This is a genomic window from Shimazuella kribbensis DSM 45090, assembly GCF_000428065.1.
In the GTDB taxonomy this organism is placed as follows: domain Bacteria; phylum Bacillota; class Bacilli; order Thermoactinomycetales; family Thermoactinomycetaceae; genus Shimazuella; species Shimazuella kribbensis.
Genome location: NZ_ATZF01000021.1, coordinates 1 through 21021 on the forward strand (window position 1 = coordinate 1; position 21021 = coordinate 21021).

24 protein-coding genes, 2 tRNA genes, 1 rRNA gene and 1 other RNA gene are annotated in these 21021 nt (G+C 37.7%); 7 read left to right on the plus strand and 21 right to left on the minus strand.

Annotated elements, in window-relative coordinates:
- The 7 genes from A3GQ_RS0119365 to ffs form a co-directional block, all read right to left on the minus strand.
- A 16S ribosomal RNA gene (locus tag A3GQ_RS0119365) occupies nt 1-117 on the minus strand; the annotation flags it as partial.
- A gap of 454 nt (nt 118-571) precedes the next feature.
- Nucleotides 572-844 carry a pro-sigmaK processing inhibitor BofA family protein gene (locus A3GQ_RS0119370; RefSeq protein WP_028778469.1) on the minus strand — a complete coding sequence of 91 codons (273 nt, stop codon included), beginning with the start codon at nt 842-844 and terminating at the stop codon, nt 572-574.
- A gap of 136 nt (nt 845-980) precedes the next feature.
- Entirely contained in the window at nt 981-1577 is a 597-nt protein-coding gene (gene recR, locus A3GQ_RS0119375) for a recombination mediator RecR (RefSeq protein ID WP_028778470.1), read from the minus strand.
- Nucleotides 1578-1591: 14 nt separating this feature from the next.
- Nucleotides 1592-1903 (minus strand): YbaB/EbfC family nucleoid-associated protein, encoded by a 312-nt coding sequence (locus A3GQ_RS0119380; protein ID WP_028778471.1) that lies wholly within the window; start codon nt 1901-1903, stop codon nt 1592-1594.
- Between the two features lie 21 nt (nt 1904-1924).
- Nucleotides 1925-3520: a DNA polymerase III subunit gamma/tau gene (dnaX, locus tag A3GQ_RS0119385; RefSeq protein WP_028778472.1), complete on the minus strand. Its 1596-nt coding sequence runs from the start codon at nt 3518-3520 to the stop codon at nt 1925-1927.
- 81 nt (nt 3521-3601) lie between these two features.
- On the minus strand, nt 3602-4756 hold the full coding sequence (locus tag A3GQ_RS25015) for a two-component system sensor histidine kinase NtrB (RefSeq protein ID WP_169818314.1): 1155 nt from the start codon (nt 4754-4756) through the stop codon (nt 3602-3604).
- Nucleotides 4757-5043: 287 nt separating this feature from the next.
- Nucleotides 5044-5309, minus strand: an RNA gene (ffs, locus tag A3GQ_RS26395) — signal recognition particle sRNA large type.
- Nucleotides 5310-5441: 132 nt separating this feature from the next.
- Between ffs and A3GQ_RS0119395 the strand changes: the two genes are divergently transcribed.
- The 3 genes from A3GQ_RS0119395 to A3GQ_RS0119405 are packed head-to-tail and all read left to right on the plus strand — an operon-like array spanning nt 5442 to nt 6886.
- Complete coding sequence (locus A3GQ_RS0119395; protein WP_028778473.1) at nt 5442-6050, plus strand: ArsR/SmtB family transcription factor; 609 nt, start codon at nt 5442-5444, stop codon at nt 6048-6050.
- On the plus strand, nt 6040-6264 hold the full coding sequence (locus A3GQ_RS0119400; protein ID WP_028778474.1) for a hypothetical protein: 225 nt from the start codon (nt 6040-6042) through the stop codon (nt 6262-6264). The genes A3GQ_RS0119395 and A3GQ_RS0119400 overlap by 11 nt, the downstream gene beginning before the upstream one ends.
- Nucleotides 6265-6292: 28 nt before the next feature.
- Entirely contained in the window at nt 6293-6886 is a 594-nt protein-coding gene (locus A3GQ_RS0119405) for an ATP-dependent Clp protease proteolytic subunit (protein WP_028778475.1), read from the plus strand.
- A 28-nt stretch (nt 6887-6914) separates the two neighbouring features.
- Here the strand turns inward: A3GQ_RS0119405 and A3GQ_RS0119410 are convergent, their stop codons facing one another.
- On the minus strand, nt 6915-7607 hold the full coding sequence (locus A3GQ_RS0119410) for a TetR/AcrR family transcriptional regulator C-terminal domain-containing protein (RefSeq protein WP_037465583.1): 693 nt from the start codon (nt 7605-7607) through the stop codon (nt 6915-6917).
- A gap of 100 nt (nt 7608-7707) precedes the next feature.
- Between A3GQ_RS0119410 and A3GQ_RS0119415 the strand changes: the two genes are divergently transcribed.
- Both A3GQ_RS0119415 and A3GQ_RS0119420 read left to right on the plus strand, forming a co-directional pair.
- Entirely contained in the window at nt 7708-8505 is a 798-nt protein-coding gene (locus A3GQ_RS0119415; protein ID WP_028778477.1) for an N-acyl homoserine lactonase family protein, read from the plus strand.
- A gap of 18 nt (nt 8506-8523) precedes the next feature.
- On the plus strand, nt 8524-9225 hold the full coding sequence (locus A3GQ_RS0119420; protein ID WP_037465586.1) for a DUF6022 family protein: 702 nt from the start codon (nt 8524-8526) through the stop codon (nt 9223-9225).
- Between the two features lie 58 nt (nt 9226-9283).
- On the opposite strand, the gene A3GQ_RS0119425 is transcribed toward A3GQ_RS0119420, so the two are convergent.
- From A3GQ_RS0119425 to gltX, 9 genes are all read right to left on the minus strand, one after another.
- Nucleotides 9284-9373, minus strand: a tRNA-Ser gene (locus A3GQ_RS0119425).
- Between the two features lie 43 nt (nt 9374-9416).
- Complete coding sequence (gene tadA / locus A3GQ_RS0119430; RefSeq protein WP_028778479.1) at nt 9417-9905, minus strand: tRNA adenosine(34) deaminase TadA; 489 nt, start codon at nt 9903-9905, stop codon at nt 9417-9419.
- A 14-nt stretch (nt 9906-9919) separates the two neighbouring features.
- Nucleotides 9920-10336 (minus strand): Fur family transcriptional regulator, encoded by a 417-nt coding sequence (locus tag A3GQ_RS0119435; protein WP_028778480.1) that lies wholly within the window; start codon nt 10334-10336, stop codon nt 9920-9922.
- Nucleotides 10336-11205: a metal ABC transporter permease gene (locus tag A3GQ_RS0119440; protein ID WP_028778481.1), complete on the minus strand. Its 870-nt coding sequence runs from the start codon at nt 11203-11205 to the stop codon at nt 10336-10338. The genes A3GQ_RS0119435 and A3GQ_RS0119440 overlap by 1 nt, the downstream gene beginning before the upstream one ends.
- An 11-nt stretch (nt 11206-11216) precedes the next feature.
- A complete protein-coding gene (locus A3GQ_RS0119445) occupies nt 11217-11972 on the minus strand; it encodes a metal ABC transporter ATP-binding protein (protein ID WP_028778482.1) in 756 nt (251 codons plus the stop codon).
- Entirely contained in the window at nt 11965-12876 is a 912-nt protein-coding gene (locus A3GQ_RS0119450) for a metal ABC transporter solute-binding protein, Zn/Mn family (RefSeq protein WP_051272122.1), read from the minus strand. Before A3GQ_RS0119450 ends, A3GQ_RS0119445 begins: the two co-directional genes overlap by 8 nt.
- A gap of 181 nt (nt 12877-13057) precedes the next feature.
- Nucleotides 13058-13133 (minus strand) — tRNA-Arg (locus tag A3GQ_RS0119455).
- A 189-nt stretch (nt 13134-13322) separates the two neighbouring features.
- Complete coding sequence (locus A3GQ_RS0119460; RefSeq protein ID WP_028778484.1) at nt 13323-14096, minus strand: hypothetical protein; 774 nt, start codon at nt 14094-14096, stop codon at nt 13323-13325.
- A gap of 121 nt (nt 14097-14217) precedes the next feature.
- Complete coding sequence (gene gltX / locus A3GQ_RS0119465; protein WP_028778485.1) at nt 14218-15708, minus strand: glutamate--tRNA ligase; 1491 nt, start codon at nt 15706-15708, stop codon at nt 14218-14220.
- Nucleotides 15709-15819: 111 nt separating this feature from the next.
- Here gltX and A3GQ_RS27370 point away from each other — a divergent pair, with 111 nt between their 5' ends.
- Nucleotides 15820-16044, plus strand: coding sequence for a hypothetical protein (locus tag A3GQ_RS27370; protein WP_156877822.1), 225 nt, complete (start codon nt 15820-15822; stop codon nt 16042-16044).
- Nucleotides 16045-16079: 35 nt separating this feature from the next.
- Here A3GQ_RS27370 and asnB read toward each other — a convergent pair whose 3' ends face one another.
- A complete protein-coding gene (asnB, locus tag A3GQ_RS0119470) occupies nt 16080-17924 on the minus strand; it encodes an asparagine synthase (glutamine-hydrolyzing) (RefSeq protein ID WP_028778486.1) in 1845 nt (614 codons plus the stop codon).
- A gap of 303 nt (nt 17925-18227) precedes the next feature.
- Between asnB and A3GQ_RS0119475 the strand changes: the two genes are divergently transcribed.
- A complete protein-coding gene (locus A3GQ_RS0119475; RefSeq protein WP_028778487.1) occupies nt 18228-18542 on the plus strand; it encodes a DUF3817 domain-containing protein in 315 nt (104 codons plus the stop codon).
- 96 nt (nt 18543-18638) lie between these two features.
- Here the strand turns inward: A3GQ_RS0119475 and A3GQ_RS0119480 are convergent, their stop codons facing one another.
- The 3 genes from A3GQ_RS0119480 to liaF are packed head-to-tail and all read right to left on the minus strand — an operon-like array spanning nt 18639 to nt 21010.
- The gene (locus A3GQ_RS0119480; protein ID WP_028778488.1) at nt 18639-19271 is read right to left on the minus strand and encodes a response regulator transcription factor; all 633 of its coding nucleotides are present in this window, start codon (nt 19269-19271) and stop codon (nt 18639-18641) included.
- 15 nt (nt 19272-19286) lie between these two features.
- Nucleotides 19287-20315, minus strand: coding sequence for a sensor histidine kinase (locus A3GQ_RS0119485; protein ID WP_028778489.1), 1029 nt, complete (start codon nt 20313-20315; stop codon nt 19287-19289).
- Nucleotides 20315-21010 (minus strand): cell wall-active antibiotics response protein LiaF, encoded by a 696-nt coding sequence (gene liaF / locus A3GQ_RS25855; protein WP_051272125.1) that lies wholly within the window; start codon nt 21008-21010, stop codon nt 20315-20317. Before liaF ends, A3GQ_RS0119485 begins: the two co-directional genes overlap by 1 nt.
- Nucleotides 21011-21021: the final 11 nt, after the last annotated feature.

Below are 21021 nucleotides of genomic sequence, written 5' to 3' on the forward strand. Positions count from 1 at the left end.
GGTTGCCCACGTGTTACTCACCCGTTCGCCGCTAGGAACCGAAGTTCCTCGCTCGACTTGCATGTATTAGGCACGCCGCCAGCGTTCGTCCTGAGCCAGGATCAAACTCTCCATGTTAGAAAGCTTGTCTTGCTCATTTGCTATTGCTAGCTTGTTAAAAAAATTAACAGGTTTGTGATCTCACTCTTCAGTTTTCAAGGAACAACTTCTTTTTTTCTTGCGTCATCCGCATTGTCGCGGCGACAAGTAATAATATAGCATGGGTGATTGTCTAAAGTCAACACCTTTTTTTATTTTATTTCTCAATCATTTATTTCATACTAAATAGCTGGAATTCTAATCTAGTGTAAGATATTTATTTTTAGACTGATCTATTCGTTATACTTGTATGAAAACAAAGAACTGCCAAGTCATAAACGAACAATATAATATTTAAGAAACTACAATAGTATCAGATTTTCTATCCTGTATTGTAGTTTATCATGATACTACTTCGAGAAAACTTAAATATATAGAGATATCCCTCTCATCATCTGAATCAACAAACCCTGCCTAAAGGCAGGGACTTTTTTTAGGGCAAAATAAATAATTTTGTTGCTACAATATAAGCCAAACCAGGAAGTCTTAAAAATCCTACTGCTATTGCAGTAAGTATGTTAATAGGCAGGGTAAAGTGAAAAGATTGTCCTATAAAATTAATCAAAAAAATGACTAAACTTCCAATTGCGGAATAAAGTAATCCTTGCCACAACCAAATCAATGGTTGTTTCACTGATCTACTAATCAGCATAAAAAAAAGCACCCCACCAATACTTGCTATGATCCACCACTTTATGTCTAACAATTAACCCACCTCTTATCCCCATAATCTTGCTTTACTTAACAATATGGGACAAGATACAAATTCATTACTCCCCCTTTTCAATTTTTTATATAAAAAAAAGCGGAGTCTATCCCCGCTGATTTACATTTTATTTTATTTATACTTCTCGTCTTCCTTCTAACGCCTTAGTAAGTGTAACTTCATCGGCATATTCCAAATCACCACCAACAGGAAGACCATGTGCAATCCTTGTAACTTTTATGCCAAAGGGTCTTACAAGACGAGACAAATACATCGCTGTGGCTTCGCCTTCCATATTAGGATTGGTTGCTAGAATAAGCTCTTTTACTTTTTCATCCGACAATCGTTCTAACAGAGCAGGAATTTTAAGTTGTTCCGGACCAATTCCCTCAATAGGAGAAATGGCACCTCCAAGGACATGATACATGCCATTAAACTCTCTGGTTCTTTCCATGGCTATTAAATCTTTGGTCTCTTGGATTACACAAATAACCGAAGTATCTCTGCTCTTATCTTGACAAATTTGGCATATATCTTGATCCGATATATTTTGACAAACCGTACAAATTTTTAAATCCCTTTTTACTTGAATGAGAGCTTGAGCAAAATCAGCAACATCTTCGTCATCCATTTTTAAAATTGTAAAAGCTAGCCGCTGCGCAGTCTTGGCACCAATACCAGGAAGTCTTTGAAATCCGTCAATTAAATTTACAATCGGCTCAGGTAAATACAACGATATTCACCTACCTAAAAAAGCCCTGGAATATTTAATCCGCCAGTCAATTTACCAAGATCTTTCGAAGTTGCATCATCTACTTGCTTTTGAGCTTCATTAAATGCTGCTATGATCAAATCTTGTAACATCTCTACATCATCTGGATCTACTACATCTGGCTGAATGGATAGATCGACTAATTGTTTTTTGCCGTTAACTGTAACTTTTATTACTCCGCCACCAGCTGTACCTTCAAATTCTTTTGCTTCTAGCTCTTGCTGAGCCTTCATCAATTGATCTTGCATTTTTTTCATTTGTTTCATCATTTGATTCATTTGTTTCATATTATCTTTTCCTCTCAAAAATTATTTTTCCACAGTAACTAAATCTTCACCAAACAAAGAGATTGCTTTCTTTACTATATCATCAGGAGCCTCAGGTTCGGAGGGGGTTGCAACAGATATTTCATTCCTACCTCTTTGATTTTCCCATTCTTCTCGTGTACAAACTTTCAACTCATAAGCTTTATGTAAAACTTTTTCCAGTTCTTGTTCAATAAGCTGTTTATTCTCTGCTTTGAGTACGGTATCCCGATGAAAAGCACCTTTCATCGCAATAGTAATGGTATGATCTGTTGTCTCGACGATTTCGCCATCAGCTAACCAAGCGTGCAAAGTCACTCGTTGCTGTTTAATGGATTGGAGAATCCCTGGCCAAATTTGACTAACAGAAGAATGTACTACTACAGAACCTTGATCTGCATGAGGATCTATCTTTTTTGGTTCATTTTTTTGCTCTTGATTCATCTTCTTTTGTGGTATTTCTATTGTACTTGTATTTGTTCCTATATGTTGCATAGACACTTGCTCTTGTGTTACTTGAATGTTGTGGGGTGTGAATGTACTCGTTTGACGTATAATGAAGAGCTCTAATAAAACTTGAGGAAATTGAACCCATTTCAATTGTTGTTGGATCAATACTAATGCATCTATCCATTGCATCAATTGATCTGTTTCATACTGCTGCGTTTTATTTCGAATTGCTTCTGAAATACTAGCCTTTTCTACAGATGTTTTTGCTAATAAGATATCTCTTGTTATGAGTAATAAATCTTGTACCACTTGATCTACTTCGATGCCATAGGTGATAAAATCATCGATTTGCTGTAAGGCAGCAGATCTGTCTTTTGTTTGTAAATAACTAAGTAGCTGAAGCAAAGAGTGCTCCGAAACTCCTCCGATAATGGAGAGCACCACGTCTTCCGTCAAACCATTCTCTGAAAAAGAAATGGCCTGATCTAAAAGACTCAATGCATCCCGAAGTCCCCCATCAGCAACTCGAGCTATTTGCTCCAATGCAGCTAAATCTGCTGTTATTCCCTCTTGTTCTACTACAAACTGCAATCTCTGTACCACATGTTGATGCGGGATTCGCCGAAATGGGAATCGTTGGCATCGGGAAATAATGGTTGCTGGTAATTTGTGTGGCTCTGTTGTCGCTAGAATAAAAATAACATGAGCAGGCGGCTCTTCTAACGTTTTTAATAAAGCATTAAAGGCTTCCGTCGTCAACATATGAACTTCATCAATAATATAAACTTTGTAACGAACTTCTGTAGGTGCATATTTTACTTTATCTCGTAGATCACGTATTTCATCAACACCGCGATTGGATGCAGCATCAATTTCAATAACGTCTAATAATGTACCCTTCGTTATCGATTTACATGATTCACATTCATTACATGGCTCGGCGGCCGGTCCGTGTTTACAATTTACTGCTTTAGCAAATATCTTAGCTGCACTAGTTTTCCCTGTCCCTCTTGGACCACTAAACAAGTAAGCATGAGAGATATGTCCTCCAGTAAGTGAATTTGCTAAGGTAGTGGTAACATGTTCCTGACCTACTAAATCGCGAAAATGTTGCGGTCTCCAAACACGATATAACGCTCGATAGGACATCAGGGAAACACCATCCTATATTTTAAATTCAACCCTCATCATACTACAACTTGCGTTCTCTTTCCAAAAAAACAACCCATCTCACGAAGAGAGGGTTGCAAGTGGCAAATAGATATGAAAGGTTGTCCCATGTTCATTGGAGTGAACTTCCATTTTGCCATTCAGTTCTCTCAGGATTTGTTTACAGATGGGTAAACCGAGTCCTGTTCCATTTTCTTTGGTTGTATAGAAAGGATCAAATACTTTCTCCATCAAGCATACTGGAATGCCTGGACCTTGATCCGTAATTTCAACCATTGCATACTTTTGAAGTTCATCTTTCCTTATGGAAATCGATAATACTCCATCACTTATCATTGCTTCAATTGCATTTTTGCATAAGTTCAAAATCACTTGTTTGATCAGTTCACTGTCTGCTTTGATTTGCAAAAAACATTCTACTTCTTGATGGAATTTCAGCTCGATATTATGTAGGGTTGCTTCACTCTGTACGATAGGGAGAATCTCATCAATTGATTCTTGAAGCATAATCGTAGAGATTTGACGATTAACAAGACGAGGCTTACTCAGCAATAGAAACTCACTTACTAAGCTGTTGATGCGGTTAATTTCTTTTAACATGATATCAATATATGCCTGTTCTTTTTGTTGACCATTCTCTTTTAACTTATGGCCAATCACTTGTAAAAAACCACGTATAGAGGTGAGTGGATTTCGTATTTCATGTGCTGTTCCAGCAGCTATTTGGCCAATTGTTGCCAGTCTATTGCTTAATTGCGCCTGTTTTGTAAGTGAATCAAATTCGGTTTTATTTTCCATCATGAAGAGATCTCCATTGAAATCAGATTCATTATTGTGAATACGTCTCCTTCGTATAAGGAAAAGATGCCTCCCTTCCGAAGTTTCCCATTCAAGTTCCATTTCATTTTGCTGTGGATGTGTATTGGTTAGGAAAGAGATGAATTGTTTGTAATTAGGTTGTGAGGGATCGAGTTGTGAAATGACGTGGTCAACGGGACGATATAATACTTCATCACGGTCTAAGCCTAGATATCGACTTGAAATGCTGTTCCATTCTACCATAGAGCCTCGATGATCAATTAACCAAATTCCAATCTGCATTTGAGAAAACAAATCGGTCATATGCTCATAGTGTGGAAACGGGTAGGAATTTACCATCGAATAAGAAGTATGATCTTCCGATCTACGAACGATACTTGCATCTACATGGATCATTGATTCCACCACACTATCACTTTCCTTGAAACCATACAAAACAACCACCAGTCCAGAAAAGAAATTATTTATCATCTTACGATCAAATAGATCAATACAGGGGTGCAAATGGTACCAAGTTTATACTAGTTACATTCTCTTTTTTTCCTTTTCTTCCTTCTTTTTTGTATATTTTTTCCATTTAAAATCAGAAAAATCAGCTCAGTGAAATTTTGGTTCACTGAGCTGATTTTTTCCGTTTTATCACTATATACATAACATGTTTTTATTGTAATGAAATATGTAAGCCGTGCACCTATCTTTGACTTATCTGTCCAAGCGGTAACTTCCCTTCCAGCTCAAATCAGGCAACCCTACGGCACACGAGTGGTCAACCTTAGTGCTGCTTCCGTCAGGACCTGACACGGTTCAGAAGTACTCGTTGCGTAGGACCCAATCGTCAACACTGTCCAGAAAGGCCAAGCCTCACACAGAATAAGCCTCAGATAGGAATTCAACCCTGCTAAGGCGGATTGCAAGTTACAGGGCACCGCCACCTCCCCATCTAGCACGGCAAAAACTATCTTATCACAAATCGAGACAAACAACAACAGGAGAAACATATCGCTTTTTATTGACAAATTATTTTTTATGTAATAAATTATTTTTACGTAGTAATCATGTTTTAAAGAAGGTGACTTCAAATATGAACCAACCTATACAAGATACATATTTAGTTGAACTGCCAGAACAAGCGTCTGCATTAATTAATCCACTTCGTGCAGAAATTTTAGCTCAACTCAAACAACCTAGTTCAGCTACAGAAGTAGCCAAAAAGTTGAACGAGACACCTCAGCGGATCAACTATCATCTCAAAACGTTACAAAGAGTCGGGTTAGTGACAAAAGTCGGATCCCGTCAAGTAAGAAACTTAGTAGAAGTTCTTTACCAGAGCATAGCAAAAACTTTTCTACTTGCTGAAACCCTTTCCATAAGCAAAGAAACCATACAAAAGATAAAAGACCAAGGCTCCTTGCTCCATCTGATACACACCTCAGAACGTATGAAAAAAGATGCCCTTATGCTCATGGAACAATCCGATGAGAATGAAGTAATACCAAGTGCTTCCTTACAGATGCAGGTAAACCTTGCTCATGAATCCATCCGAGAACAGTTTGTCGAAGATTATGTTTCGTTAGTCAAAGATTTAGTAGAAAGATACCACTCAGAAAAACAAAAAACACATCCTTATCAAGTCGTACTATCTGTTTATCCTGATTTGAACCAAAGGAGTGATCGTAAAGATGAGAAATAAAAAAGATGGGTCAAAAAACGCAGAATCAACAGTGATTTGGAAAACAACTGTGAAACCAGAAGTAAAAGGAAATATCGTGCAATTTCCAACTCATCTCGAATCGACCTACCAAGAAATACCTGTTCATCACGAAAAGCAAGTAAGGTTAAAAATAGTTTCGTCTGGATTTGGCAGAAATAACACCTTATCTACTCGTATGCAGTTGGCGGCATAAGAAATTCACTCCAGAGAGGATGATAAAAATGCATGTGCCTTATATTGTAGAACAAACAAAGCATGGTGAAAGAACATACGATATTTACTCTAGAATGCTAAAAGATCGGATTATTTTTTTAGGATCAGAAATCAATGACCAAGTAGCAAATGCGATAATTGCACAATTGCTATTTCTCGCGGCAGAAGATGATGAAAAAGATATTCATATGTATATCAATTCACCAGGAGGCTCCGTCCCCGCAGGCCTTGCGATTTTTGATACGATGCAGTTTATTAAACCTGATGTATCCACAATTGCCGTAGGTTTTGCCGCTTCTATGGGAGCTACCATATTAGTTGGTGGTGCACTTGGAAAAAGGATGGCGTTACCAAATACAGAAGTCTTAATCCATCAGCCATGGGTACAACAAATCCATGGTCAAGCAAGTGATATTGAGATACGAGCCAAAAACATGTTAAAAACCAGAAATGTGTTAAATGGAATTTATGCAGAACGTTGTGGAAAATCAATCGAAGAGATTGAAAGAGATACGGATCGTGACAACTATTTGAGTGCAGAAGAAGCTTTAGCATATGGGATTATCGATAAAATAATAACACGGAAAGATTTGAAAGGATAAGAAAGCGGCTGAAAATAGCCGCTTTTTTTCATCTATGTAATTGAGCTGTAAGCCCATCTAATAACACACCAACCCCAAAATGAAATTCTTCATCCCAATCTGGTTTCGTTATATCCATTGCTAAACGAACAAGATGGGGAAATTGATTTTTTGGCAGTGTTTCGAAGAAAGTGGTAATCGCGTCATCCTCTTGTCCTTCTGTTTCATTTGTAAGTTTCTTAATACGAAACTCTTCTGCTACAAACCCAACAACATGATTTTTCAATATAGAGGAAACCCAAGGTATCTGTCTATCAGCAAAGCCTGCTTCCGCCAAAACCCCGTATAACCATTCGATTTGAAGTAATCGATGATAACTTGCCGCTATACTTGCTGTAAAAATCTCTACTGCACTAGGATAGGTTTTTAGAGCATTACGAAAAGCATTTGACCATGCTATAAGTTGATTTTGCCAAGAAAGTGATTTATCTAACCATTCTTCCCCCATCTGTATACTTATTTTATCTGCTAGTAATTGTAAAAGTTCTTCTTTGTTCTTCACATGATAGTACAATGCCGCCGCTTTAACTTCTAATTTATTCGCTATTTTTCGCATGCTTAGCTCTTTTAAGCTCATCTGTAGTAACAATTGCAGGGCTGCTTCTACTATTCGATCTTGACTCAAAGGATGTAAAGATTCTTCTTTTGGATAACCAATTATTTTTTTAATACTTTTAGACATTTTTAACTCCTTTTAGCTTGACAAATAATCTGTATTCCTTTATTCTAACATCGTTAAAACAATTTAACACTGTTAGAAAATGAATTGGTGGTAATTTATAATGAATAAATTTGTAAAAGTACATGTAATGCACTGTGGAGATGTAAAGGTTGATCGCCGCTTAGCGTATAAGGATTCTAATCTTGATCATATACCATTTGTTGAACAAAGATCAGAGGAGCATCAACTATGGCTACCAGTATCTTGTTACTTAATCGAACATCCAAACGGAACAGTTGTCATTGATGCTGGATGGAGCGAAGATGTTCGCACTAGACCAGAAGAACATTTAGGACATGCATATAAATTTTGTCACCCTCGCTTACCTTCTGGACAGTCAGTAAAGGAACATTTGGAGTCAAAAAAGATAGCTGTAAAAAATATCGACCATGTCGTAATCTCTCATCTTGATATTGATCACATCAGTGGTATTCACCTTCTTGGTGACGCGAAGTCATTCCTAGTTAGTGAGCCAGAATGGAACTCAGCAAAATCCTTTCAAAAAGCACGATGTGAAGGAATTACGTTTGAAACCTTCTCATTAGAACCTATCCCTTTTGGTCCTTATCATCTAGGAAAAGATCTATTCCTAGATGGACTTGTCTATCTTGTGTTTACACCTGGTCACACGGAAGGATTAATTTCTGTAGTCGCTCGTGTCAAGGATGGTTGGCTGCTTCTTACTTCTGATGCAGGATACTCAGAAAAATCTTGGAACCAACTTATACTCCCAGGTAATTCAACAAATGATCAACAAGCTTTAGAATCTTTAAAGTGGATTTCTAGTTTTTCAAAAAGGGATGACTGTGTTGCAGTTATCGCCAATCACGATCCCTCTGTTAAATATGGTATCTATTAAACTAAAGGAGTAATTATTATGCAAACATTAAAACAATTTCTCTCCGAAAAAGAAAACAACTTAAACAGTATCATTCGATACGCAAAACAGTATGGAAACGAAACATGGGGAGCTGTATTACACCATAATCAGGAAGATCTACAACAAATTTTTGCAAAATATGGGGACCGTGCTTATGGAGTTTACGTACAGAAGTTTATGGAACCCATCCAGAATCAATTATTAGATGCAGGTTTTATTGTAAAGACTGGTTTCAATATGGCCGATTCAATCGAAAACTGGGGACCACCAGAAGAGAGAGAAAGGTGCATCTGGTATGTCATCAAACAAAATGATGGAACACCGCTAGGAACATTAGTATTACAACTTTATCATTCTCATACCCAATTTTCTCTTCCTAAAGCTCCTCATATTTTTTCACTGGAAGTAACGGAACGAGATGAAATTATGGACATGTTTACCTATGCCTCTACCCGCATACACGATTGGACCAGTGAAGGTTATCAGAATGCATCTGAGGATGAAATTCAAAAATGGGAATATAGTGTAGATATTAGCTTAGGAGATTACTTAAAACCTCATCGTGGGCAAATCTATGGTAGTGCCGTTGACTATGCACTTGCCAGTTGGGGACGAAATGGATGGGAACTTGTATCCATTGTTCCCCACCAAGATCGTATAATCGCTTATTTCAAAAGACCCTTACACAAAAATGCTTAAATTACAAAAAAGGACTCTGCATGTTAGAGTCCTTTTTCTTATTGCTTTGTTATAAAATTGGCAGAGAGGGTGGGATTCGAACCCACGGTAGCTTTGAAACTACACTGGATTTCGAGGCCAGCTCCTTCGACCACTCGGACACCTCTCCATAATGGTATAACATAGATATTATACACAATTATGCACAAAATTCAAGGGGAAATAGTACCTAGCTGTTTGTTTCGTTTTTTAGAAGCACGAAGGGATCGAAAAAACGCACGTAACAGATCACTGCACACATCTGGTAGCACTCCATCAATAACAGATGTCTGGTGATTAAATCTTTGATCATCTAACAACTGATACAAACTATCTACACAACCTGCTTTTGGATCTTTTGCCCCATAAACCAATTGGGGTATTCGAGATTGCAAAATTGCTCCTGCACACATTGGACAGGGCTCGAGTGTAACATATAGTGTACACTCTTCCAATCGCCAACTGGCGAGATATTCTGAGGCTTCTCGAATAGCTATAACCTCTGCATGCAGAAGTGGGTTCTGCTTCTTCTCTCGAAGATTATACCCTCTGCCAATCACTTCGTCTTGGTATACAACAATTGCTCCAATTGGCACTTCACCAATCGCTGCTGCTTTGTTTGCTTCTTCAACCGCTAAGAGCATATAATCTTCATGATTCATTCCAAACAACACTCCTAGCTTTTCATGCACTCCCCACAATGTCCGTAAATCTCAAATTTGTGTCCAGTGATTTGAAAATCTTTTGGTTCCCCTAAAATAGCATTCATCGGGCACAAATCAATAGCTGTTGTTCGTCCACAATCCGTGCAAATTAAATGATGGTGATGACTATTAGGACTACAAGCAAGCCGATATTTTTTTTCACCTGACCAATCGGTAACTTCTACAATTCCAAACTGTTCGAACAGAGACAGATTTCGATAGACTGTATCAAAACTAAGTCCTGGATATTCTTGTTGCATATATTCCAGCATCTCTTTCGCGCTTAAATAACGACCTTCGCGCTCGAAGATGTGCACCATTTGTTCTCGCTTACCTGTATACTTATAGCCTTTTTTCTTTAACATTTGTAAGGCTGTTGATGTATCCATTAGCTTTCGCCTCGCACATTCGCTTTCCTATATTGTACCATAGAATATATTCGCTTTCCGCTAATTACAATCACCAATAGAGCAATGGAAACAAGAACTATCGCTCCACCAGAAGCGATATCTAACCAATATGCAAAAATCAGACCAGCAAGGATAGAGAACTCAGCAAATAAAATAGAGAACATAGCTGTTTTCCGAAAACTGAGCGACAACTGCATACTTGTCGCTACCGGCAGTGTCATCAATGCTGAAACCAGCAATATTCCTACGACACGAATAGCCACCGAGATTACCATTGCTACCATGATCATAAACAATAAATGAATCCATTTGCCACGAATACCTGATAAGACAGCATGTTCTTCATCAAAAGCCAGTGCAAACAATTCCTTAAAAAGGAAAAGGATAAAACAAATAACCAAAACAGCGACTACACCTATCAACCATAAATCTTGTTTGTTTATTGCTAAAATATTTCCAAAAAGCAGACCAGAAATATCCACACCAAATCCATTGCCAAGTCCGATTAAAACAACACCTACGGCTATACCGCCAGATAACAAAATAGGAATTGCTAGCTCTTGATAAGAACGATAAAATTGACGAATTTGCTCGACAAATACAGATCCCAGTACAGCAAAACTCATCCCTGCATACAAAGGGCTTATTCCAGCAAATAGTGCAAAATTTTTCTGTAAAAGGAGTCCTGCTGCCACCCCAGATAAAGTGATGTGGGATAAAGCTTCTGCTATCAATGATAACCTACGAACAACCAAAAAAATCCCTACTAGAGGAGAAACCAATCCAATTATTAAACCCGCAATGAGTGCATGTTGTAAAAAGGCATACTCAAAAAAATCACTTACCACTTTTTTCCCCCCTAGTGATGATGATCAATAACTTGTACATCATGATTGTAAGCTTTCGATAAAAGCTCCTTTTCTTTCTCCACAAACAAAGACCTTGTCCCATGAAAATACAATTTTTTATTTAGACAAGCTACTTGATCTACCAAACTGGAGACCACTCCAATATCGTGTGTAACCATAATTAAAGTTAAACCATGCTGTTTATGAAGATAGTTTAGTAAGTCGTAAAATTGTTTGGTCGAGTCACGATCAATACCAACCGTAGGTTCATCTAAAATTAATAGCTTTGGTTTGCTAATCAGAGCTCTTGCAATAAATACGCGTTGTTGCTGTCCCCCCGAAAGCTGACCAATATTTCGTTTTCTAAGATCTTGTATTCCAACCTGTTCCAATACTTCATCTACTAAAAGATAATCCTTTTTCATATACCTTCGAAGAATACCTTTTTTAGATGCTAGGCCGGCCGCTACTACTTCTTGCACAGTTGCAGGAAAATCTCGTTGAAAACTATTAGATTTCTGTGATACATAACCAATATTATAATTTTGCTTTTGATCTTTCATTGGACTACCAAACAACCATACTTTTCCTTTTTTTGGTTGTAACACACCTAGAGCTATTTTCAATAGAGTGGATTTTCCAGATCCATTAGGCCCAACAATTCCCAAAAATTGACCTTCTTCTACCGAAAGAGTTACGTTCTCCAATACAATCTGATGGTGATAAGAGTAAGAAACATCCTCCATTTGCAGTAAAACATTACCCATTTGCAACACCTAATGCTTTCTTGAGATTAGCTAAGTTAGTCATCATAACCGAAAAATAATCTTCATCATTGGCAATTTCATTTTTAGACAATCCTTCTAGAGGATTTAATACAGATGCTTCAGCATGTATCTCATTTTTAACCGTTTCAGCCAACTTGTTATTGACTAAAGTTTCAAAGAAAACAACTTTTGCTTGATGTTTGCGAAGTGTATCAACTAATTGCTTCACTTCTTTCGGACTTGGTTCATCTTCTGGGCTAAGACCAGAAATAGCAACTTGTGTCAGGTTGTACTCATCTGCTAAGTACTGAAACGCAGTATGAGAAGTTACAAATTCGCGGACAGGGCTACTTAAGAGAACCTTGTACGATTTTTGCAAAGTAAGAAATTGATTATTTAATTTCTGATAATTATCTGTATACTGTTTCTTATGATTGGGATCTATTTTTATAAGAGACTCATAGATTACTTTTGCTTGTTGCTGTGCCATATAAGGATTGAGCCAAAAATGCGGATCATACACTCTGTTTTTTACTTCTGAATTTTTCGCCTTCGCCAAAGTTATCTTCTTTGAAGTATTCACTACCAATGTTTGTTGTTGATCTATATTAGGTAAAGCGTGGTTTACCCAAGTCTCTAATCCAGCCCCATTGTATAGGAATAAATCAGCTTTGTTTAATTTAATCATGTCCTTTGGAGATGGCTCAAAGTCGTGTGGTTCTGTACCTGGGGGGACGATATTTACCACATCTATCAAATTTCCTCCGATTTTCTGTGCAAAATCCTGAAGGGGGTATAAGGAGACAATTACTTGAGGTTTGGAAGAGCTAGATTCTCTTCCACAACCAACTAACAATATCGCCACAAAAACGATGGCTAGAAGCGGAATTATTCTTCTTTTCATCATGGTCCTCCAAACATCTTTCTTATTATTTCCTAATCACATACAATTATAACGGTAACGTCATTAATTGTAAATCGTAAATATTACGTTTTAGATTTAAAATGATTATATTTCCATTTCATAAAAAAACAAAAAAAAGCAGCATTTCCGCTGCAATTATGAATCAGTTATATGAAAGTAATGGCGCACCCGAGAGGACTCGAACCTCCGACACATCGTTTAGGAAACGATTGCTCTATCCGCTGAGCTACGGGCGCATAGGAGACTATTATTATAAACGAAAACGAATAGGAAGGGAAGAGGTGATGAACTTCCATTTGGTCCTCCCCTCTTCCTTTTGTGATTCATAATACAAAGAAAAAATAAAACAAATAAGAGTAATACCGATAATGATACTCTCTTATTCCAATACAAAAATCATTAAATCTATTTCCACATCATCTGATTTATCCTAGTCGTCTGCGGTACATAAATAAGCAAAGTCCGAGAATAATCATACTTCCACCAGATACAACCCATGTAAGATTATTATTTGCTGTTGTTGGCAGTTCTCCACCTTTGCAAGTAGGCAAGTTCTTTATAGTAACAGGGTAGTCTTGGTCAATTGTCTGTACAATCCATTGCTCACCTGTTTTCGTACTAGGAAGTGGTGACAATACTTTTTTATGTGCTGAAACTGCACCAGGCTCTTGGCTAAATATTTCTCCATCCCTTACTCTTTTAAACGTAAATGTAATTTTTTCGTTACTATTGTTTTTGATTCTAAGGGCAATTGTTGATTGATCTACTCGGCATACTTGTGTGATCTCTAATACTTGTTTTTTTGGAGGCAGTTCTGGTGGCGTTACTGGTGTTGGAAGACATTTTGGCAAAGATTCGATCGTGATGGGATAATCCCTTGTTAGCGTATGGACAATCCATTTCTCCCCTTCTGCTTTGCTTGGTAAGGGGGACTCAAATTTTTGATGAGGACCCACTGCACCTTCTTCCCCAAATATTTTTCCATCGCTGACTCTTTTAAAATCAAATGCGATTTCTTTGTTTGTATGATTTTGAAGCTCGATTGTAATTCTAGAAGCATCATTGCGGCATATTTGGCGAATCGTTAGCTCGGCTTTATTGGATGATTGACTGGTAGCAAAGGATTGTAAAGGTAGAAAAGAAAAGAATAAAACGGAAAGGCAAAAAAGAACAACTAGACGTAACCTTTTCTTATTCATTAAAATTCCTCCTTAGTCTAAATGTATCCAATATAAAGAAACATGTAAATATTTTTACATGTTTTACACATTCATTTATTATGTTTGCATAATCTCGGTAAAAAAGCTCCCTGATGGGAGCTTAGGATACTACTTGTTTTTGTACGTTTTCGATTCGTTCGAGCACTTTTTCTTTACCAAGCAAATATAACGTTTGATTGAGATCCGGACCATGAACCTGGCCAGTAGCAGTGGCACGAATGGGCATAAAAAGTTGCTTTCCCTTAAAACCTGTTTCCTTTTGCACTGCTTTTAATGTTTTTTTGATTTCTGCTGGTGCGTAATCTGTCAGTTGCTCTATTTTTTTAGAAAAAGCAGCCAATACAACTGGGACTTGTTCTTGTGTTAAAACTTCATTTGCTTCATCGTCATATGTGGCTTCTTCTATTGTAAAGAGTTGAATCAATGTGTTAATATCGCTAATTTGATTCATTCCCGTTTGGAATAATGCAACTAACTCACGTGTACGCTCGCCGGCTTCTTCTCCATGGAGTTCGTTCTGTTTCAAATATGCTTGATAATCATTGTTTTTTTCTAAGTATGGTTTGGTTAGTTTAATTAGTTCGTCCAAACCCATTGCCTTGATATACTGACTATTTACCCAAGCTAGTTTATCTTGATTAAAAATAGCCCCAGCTTTGTTAATTCGATCAAGCGAAAAGAGTTCCACTAATTTATCCAAAGAAAAAATTTCTTCTTCAATATATTCCCCACCAGGAGACCAGCCTAATAATGCCAAATAGTTGTTAACCGCATCTGGTAAGTACCCAAGATCGTGATACTGTTCAATAAATTGCAAAATGGTTTCATCCCGCTTGGACAATTTTTTACCGTTTTCATTCAAAATGAGTGGGATATGAGCAAATTCAGGGACTGGCTGTCCAATTGCTTCGAATAACAATACATGTTTAGGAGTATTGGATAGATGCTCTTCGCCTCGAATGACATGCGTGATATCCATTAATGCATCATCAATGGTAACAGCAAAATGATACGTAGGAATACCATCTGATTTACAAATAACAAAATCTTCAATATCGGATCTTTGAAAACTCATATTTCCACGAATATGATCTTGGAACCCGATTTCCCGATTTCCTGTTACAGCAAACCGAATAGTATGTGGGATATTCCCTGTCATCTTTGATTGGCGTTCTTCGGCTGTTAGATGACGACATTTCCCTGAATATCTAGGTGTTTGTCCGTTTTTTTGTGCAGCCTCACGTTCTGCTTCTAGCTCCTCTTTGGTACAAAAACATGGATATGCTTTTTCTTCTGCTACTAATTTATCTAAAAATGGTTGATAACTATCCAATCGCTCCATGCTTCGATAAGGTCCATATTTGCCACCAATATCTGGTCCCTCATCCCACGTTAATCCTAACCATTGAAATGCTCGAATCAATTTTTCTTCAGCATCAGCCTTGTTACGACTTGTATCTGTGTCCTCAATTCTCAGTATGTAAGATCCACCCAAACGTTTGGCAAATAAATAGTTGAATAATGCGGTCCGCGCCCCACCAATATGCAAATGTCCCGTAGGACTAGGCGCAAAACGGACTCTTACAGTCATTCCATACCCCTGCTTTCTGCTCTATAAGTGGTAAAAGTATACCATTTTCATAACGGAAGTTCCAATATATATGAATACTCGCTCCACTTTACACTCTCATGAGTGTTAAAAGTGGGGGTTTCTAACGTACCAAACCAAAAATCGGATCGTTTCACATTAGTGGAGTTGACACATTGGCGGCCTACACACGCCCAGCCCCTCTATACCGTCTGTCATGAAATTCATGCATTCGGTACTTCTTTTACACCACTTTTGATTGTGGATTCCAAACGTTTACTGTTTGGATATCGAATCGTCCATCTTAGCAGTACCTTTCAGCTTAAACTGAACGGATAGAATAAACCCTCTCAAAGAGCAGAGGGTTAAGTGGATTATTTAATGGAAACACGATAAGAGATCAACCATTCATTTAACTGCAACCAATACGCTAACAAAGCTGGTACATTCATCAATTGCCCAAACCAAGGAAAATGTTGATTACGGAGATCCGTTTGGAGAAATTTCTTCACTTTCTCTCTGTCTAACAACTGAAAAATAGGAGCGTTGTTGTTCTCTACTATCGCCTGCATTTTTTGTGTAACAAAAGTGAGATAGCCTGGGTGGTGTGTCTTAGGGTAAGGACTTTTCTTTCTTTCCATCACTTCTTTTGGTAGTAAGTGTGATACTGCTTGACGAAGTAAGCCTTTCTCGCGATTCCCCATAAATTTCATAGACCAAGGTACATTCCAGACATACTCTACTAATCGATGATCACAAAATGGTACTCTTACCTCTAATCCTGCTGCCATACTCATTCTGTCTTTCCGATCTAATAATGTAGGCATCCACCGAGTTAAACTGAGATAAAATATTTCCCGAATCCTTGCATCTTTAGCACTTTCTTCTTGTAAACGTGGGACTTCTGATAATGCTTCTTGGTAACGATTATCGACATATTCTAATGGCTTAATGTGTTCTACCAACTCATTTGTTAAGAAAGGAACGCGAAGATGGGCAAGTCTAGCCCAAGGAAATGTATCTGCATTTACAAGCTCATCACGATGAAACCAAGGGTAACCGCCAAAAACTTCATCTGCACATTCACCAGATAAAATAACAGTCAGATCTTCTTTGATCGCTTTGGAAAAAAGAAGGAGAGAAGCATCTACATCAGCCATTCCAGGTAAATCCCTGGATCGCATTGCAGCCATCAATGTTTCATATAGTTGTTCATTATCTAAAATGACATTTTGGTGTTTGGAGCCAATATGTTCTGCCATTACTTTTACCCATGGTGCATCTGAGTTGGGCTGGAATTCATTCTGCTTAAAATATTTATCATTATCCGCATAGTCCACTGAGAAAGTAGAAAGAGTCCCTCGATTCTCTTGTCTGAAGACCTTCGCCGCATAAGCTGCAAGGGCACTAGAATCTAATCCTCCAGATAACATGGTACCAATCGGTACATCAGACACCAACTGCCTGCTTACTGCATCTTGAAATAATTCTCTAACTTTTGCAATTGTAGTTGATACATCATCTTGATGAAAGTCACTAACAAGTTCCCAATAAGGGTTAATAGTCAAACCATCTCGATTAAAGCGAAGCCAATGTCCAGGCTTTAATTCATGTATATTACGGAACACTCCTACACCTGGTGTACGGGCCGGCCCCATGATAAGTAATTCATTGAGCCCTTGTTCATCAATCTCCCTTGGAACATCAGGATGAGCGAGAATGGATTTCAGTTCTGAACCAAAGAGTAATGATTTCCCCACTATTGTATAAAATAAAGGCTTTACACCAATTCGATCTCTTGCAATAAACAGCTCTTCTTTCGATTCATCCCAAATCGCAAAACCAAAAATCCCATTTAATTCTTTTGGGGCATCCTCTCTCCAGGCAGAAAATGCAGCTGGAATAAGTTCTGTATCGCACTTTGTATTAAATTGATACCCTTTCGATAACAAAGAACTTCTCAATTCATCCATGTTATAAAGTTCACCATTGTATACAATTACATACTTACGTTCTCCTATTTGCTTTACCATTGGTTGAATCCCATTTTGAGGGTCAATAATAGATAAACGCCGATGTCCCAAAGCAACATGTTCTGCAATCCAAGTCCCTGTTGCATCTGGTCCTCGATGTTCCACTTGAAAATTCATCGCATCCAAAATTTCTTTATACTTGCTAATATCTTGCTCAAAATTTACCCAACCAGTTATTCCGCACATCTTTGTTCCCACCTTTCCCACTAGGCAAGTGTCTACTCCAGCGTATGAGGAGAAAAAGGGAATGGTGACGTTTTTTCCATTTTCGTTAACATAATAGAACTACTCTTTTATACAAAGTTTTCTTCCCATGAAAAAACAAAAAATCCTACAGCTGACAAACATAACTTATAAGGAATGGAACGAACCATTTTAAAATATGTCTAAAATAGCAACTTATTTACTCATCACATTTCCTCCAAAAAAATGTGTTACCATCCTAATAAAGTATGGAATATACATCTCACACGAACGGAGTATTCTATCATGCTAAATTCAGCCCTTCAAAGATTTCGAACTGCTGCATTTATTGAAGGCTTATCTTACCTAGTACTACTCTTTGTTGCTATGCCATTGAAGTATTTTGCGGATATGCCTATGGCTGTAACCATTGTAGGGGGTGCCCATGGGGCTTTATTCGTCGCCTACATGTTGACTCTTGCCCATGTTTATTCCAAGGATAAATGGACATTCGCACAAGGATTGTTTGCGTTTATCGTATCCCTTATTCCATTTGCAACGTTTTATATGGAGACACAACTGCGGAAATACAAAAAGCCTATTTTCGGAAATAAATATTGATAAACAACAAATAATTCATCAAAAAAGCCATCCCATGTTAGGGAAGGCTTTTTCTTTAGGAAATAAGCTTTATTTAGAAAAAATACTGAAAAAAATTTACTCTACCAAATTGTTACGATAGGCATAAATGGCAGCTTGGGTTCGATCATCTAACTCTAGTTTGGAAAGCAGATTGGTAATATGTGTTTTCACTGTTTTTACAGTGATGTACAATTTATCCGCTATATCTTGATTGGTATTACCATCTGCTATAAGTTGGAGCACTTCCATCTCACGAGCCGTCAAAGATTCATGTGGTTTCTCACGATCGGAGCTTCTCATTTTCGAGATTACTTTGCTAGTTACTTTTGCCTCTAATACCGATTCGCCTTTTGCCGCGCTGCGAATAGCAGATGCAATCTTATCCGCTCTGGAGGTTTTAAGCAAATAACTTAGAGCACCTGCCTCTAAGGCCGGGTAAACTTTATCATCATCCAGAAAACTTGTAAGAACAATAATTTTAGGATTTGGTAACACTTTTACGATTTCTCTCGTAGCAGTAATCCCATCCATGCCTTCCATTAATAAATCCATCAAGATAACATCTGGCTGCGTATCTACCGCTAATTGGACTCCTGCTTTCCCATCTGAAGCCTCTCCAACAATCTCTATATCGGATTGAGTTGCGAGATAAGCCGACAACCCCATACGTACCATCTCGTGATCATCGATTAATATTACACGTATCATCTTCTATCCTCCACATTACAAGATCGGTACTTTCACATTTATTTGTGTACCTTTGCCGGGAAGAGAAAGAACCTCACCGATCCCACCTATTTCACTAGCTCTTTCGGATATGGACTTTAATCCATAACTAGACATTTTCATCTGAGATTCTTCAAATCCAATTCCATCATCAATAATCTTCAGATGTAAAAATTTACCTCTTATTACTAACCGAATATGAACCTTTTTTGCTTTTGCATGTCGCAGCACATTTGATAATGCTTCTTGAACAATCCGAAACAAATGATCTTCAATCCCAAGAGTCAAAACAGGCAAATCTTCTATTTCCCATGTAACCTGTAAGGACTGTTTTTCTTGTAACTCAACAAGTAAGTCTTCTAATCCAGTTTTTAAATTTTTCCCTTCTAAAGTTACAGGACGAAGATGCATCAACAGCGCTCTCATCTCTTGCTGTGCTTCACCTGCTAGTTTTTCAATAAACCTTACTTTCTTGGCTACTTCAGTCGTATCATGAAGATCACTTGCGCCAATTGCAGAAGACATCATGGAGATCGCAAATAATTGTTGACTGATTGTATCATGGAGTTCCCTTGCTAATCGGCCTCTTTCTTCTGTTACTACTTCTTGTTTCATTTCTGCTTGCCATTCGGTACGTTCTGTCGATAGTTTTTGGAGAGATGCTACCTGTTTTTCTATCCTTAGCGCGGTTTGATTCACATGTAACGACATACTACCTATCTCATCTGATCCCATATCTTTAATCCGGTAGGAAAAGTTGCCTCTTTCCAATTGAACAAGTGCTTCTCGTAATGGAGATAAACGATGTACTATTTTTGTACCATATAAAAATCCTATCACAATAACAAAAAGAAGCATCACCAAGATAGGAAAAACAGACCATCCCAATGCTAATAATATATCAATACTCAATTGATAATGTAGTATTGTACCTACTACTACTGCTATCAGTACGAAAAGGGTTAAGCATAATGAATACATTGCTGTTGACCACTTAAGCGAATGCTTTGGATGTTCTTTGTTCATTACAAATACCTCACCTGCACGTCAGCTAATAAAAAGGAAATAGAAATCTTTACTTTTCGATTGGCTTCTACGTATTTTTGAGATGTAGCTTGCAATGAATTATGAAAGCCCATTTTCTTTTTATCAAATACTTCGGATTCGCCAAGTAGAACAGATGTAGATAAAGACACATCCAAATCTGGCGGGAGATACAAGAAAACACGACCCGCTACACCATTTAATGTAATCGTGGTCTCTCCTTCAGGGATAATTGCCCTTGATAAATCGAGATGTATGTGTTGTATCGCATTTGTGGCGTGTAAATCAAATAGTTCAAACTGCATGTCGCCCAAGCGAAATTTGCGATACAAAGCTTGATCGTATTTAGTAAAACTTTGTTCCCAATGGAGATTTAGATCGTCTCTTGCCGTTTCATTGTCTATTCCTACTCTTTTATCTTTATTGGACCAAAGTAATTTGTAACTGGTATAGAAAAGCACAACCGATAACAACAATGTCCACAGATCTACATCTATCAAAGCAAGACCGCCAAAGATAAGCAAAAAAATCGCTACCTTGCGATAATAAAATTGCCAGCAAATAAAACTAGCAAATATCAATACGACAGGACTTACTAAAAAATCATGGAGACCAATTGCAAAAAAAAGTAGGATAACCCCAATCGCAAAGAAGAATATTCCGCCTGCTCGACGCATTTTGTCACCAC

Excerpts from the sequence above, each read along its gene's own strand:
- A3GQ_RS0119380 (WP_028778471.1), bottom strand. The coding sequence starts at position 1,903 with ATGAAACAAATGAATCAAATGATGAAACAAATGAAAAAAATGCAAGAT.
- dnaX (WP_028778472.1), bottom strand. The coding sequence starts at position 3,520 with ATGTCCTATCGAGCGTTATATCGTGTTTGGAGACCGCAACATTTTCGC.
- A3GQ_RS25015 (WP_169818314.1), bottom strand. The coding sequence starts at position 4,756 with ATGATCCATGTAGATGCAAGTATCGTTCGTAGATCGGAAGATCATACT.
- A3GQ_RS0119395 (WP_028778473.1), top strand. The coding sequence starts at position 5,442 with ATGAACCAACCTATACAAGATACATATTTAGTTGAACTGCCAGAACAA.
- A3GQ_RS0119400 (WP_028778474.1), top strand. The coding sequence starts at position 6,040 with ATGAGAAATAAAAAAGATGGGTCAAAAAACGCAGAATCAACAGTGATT.
- A3GQ_RS0119405 (WP_028778475.1), top strand. The coding sequence starts at position 6,293 with ATGCATGTGCCTTATATTGTAGAACAAACAAAGCATGGTGAAAGAACA.
- A3GQ_RS0119410 (WP_037465583.1), bottom strand. The coding sequence starts at position 7,607 with ATGTCTAAAAGTATTAAAAAAATAATTGGTTATCCAAAAGAAGAATCT.
- A3GQ_RS0119415 (WP_028778477.1), top strand. The coding sequence starts at position 7,708 with ATGAATAAATTTGTAAAAGTACATGTAATGCACTGTGGAGATGTAAAG.
- A3GQ_RS0119420 (WP_037465586.1), top strand. The coding sequence starts at position 8,524 with ATGCAAACATTAAAACAATTTCTCTCCGAAAAAGAAAACAACTTAAAC.
- tadA (WP_028778479.1), bottom strand. The coding sequence starts at position 9,905 with ATGAATCATGAAGATTATATGCTCTTAGCGGTTGAAGAAGCAAACAAA.
- A3GQ_RS0119435 (WP_028778480.1), bottom strand. The coding sequence starts at position 10,336 with ATGGATACATCAACAGCCTTACAAATGTTAAAGAAAAAAGGCTATAAG.
- A3GQ_RS0119445 (WP_028778482.1), bottom strand. The coding sequence starts at position 11,972 with ATGGGTAATGTTTTACTGCAAATGGAGGATGTTTCTTACTCTTATCAC.
- A3GQ_RS0119450 (WP_051272122.1), bottom strand. The coding sequence starts at position 12,876 with ATGAAAAGAAGAATAATTCCGCTTCTAGCCATCGTTTTTGTGGCGATA.
- A3GQ_RS0119460 (WP_028778484.1), bottom strand. The coding sequence starts at position 14,096 with ATGAATAAGAAAAGGTTACGTCTAGTTGTTCTTTTTTGCCTTTCCGTT.
- gltX (WP_028778485.1), bottom strand. The coding sequence starts at position 15,708 with ATGACTGTAAGAGTCCGTTTTGCGCCTAGTCCTACGGGACATTTGCAT.
- asnB (WP_028778486.1), bottom strand. The coding sequence starts at position 17,924 with ATGTGCGGAATAACTGGTTGGGTAAATTTTGAGCAAGATATTAGCAAG.
- A3GQ_RS0119475 (WP_028778487.1), top strand. The coding sequence starts at position 18,228 with ATGCTAAATTCAGCCCTTCAAAGATTTCGAACTGCTGCATTTATTGAA.
- A3GQ_RS0119480 (WP_028778488.1), bottom strand. The coding sequence starts at position 19,271 with ATGATACGTGTAATATTAATCGATGATCACGAGATGGTACGTATGGGG.
- A3GQ_RS0119485 (WP_028778489.1), bottom strand. The coding sequence starts at position 20,315 with ATGAACAAAGAACATCCAAAGCATTCGCTTAAGTGGTCAACAGCAATG.
- liaF (WP_051272125.1), bottom strand. The coding sequence starts at position 21,010 with ATGCGTCGAGCAGGCGGAATATTCTTCTTTGCGATTGGGGTTATCCTA.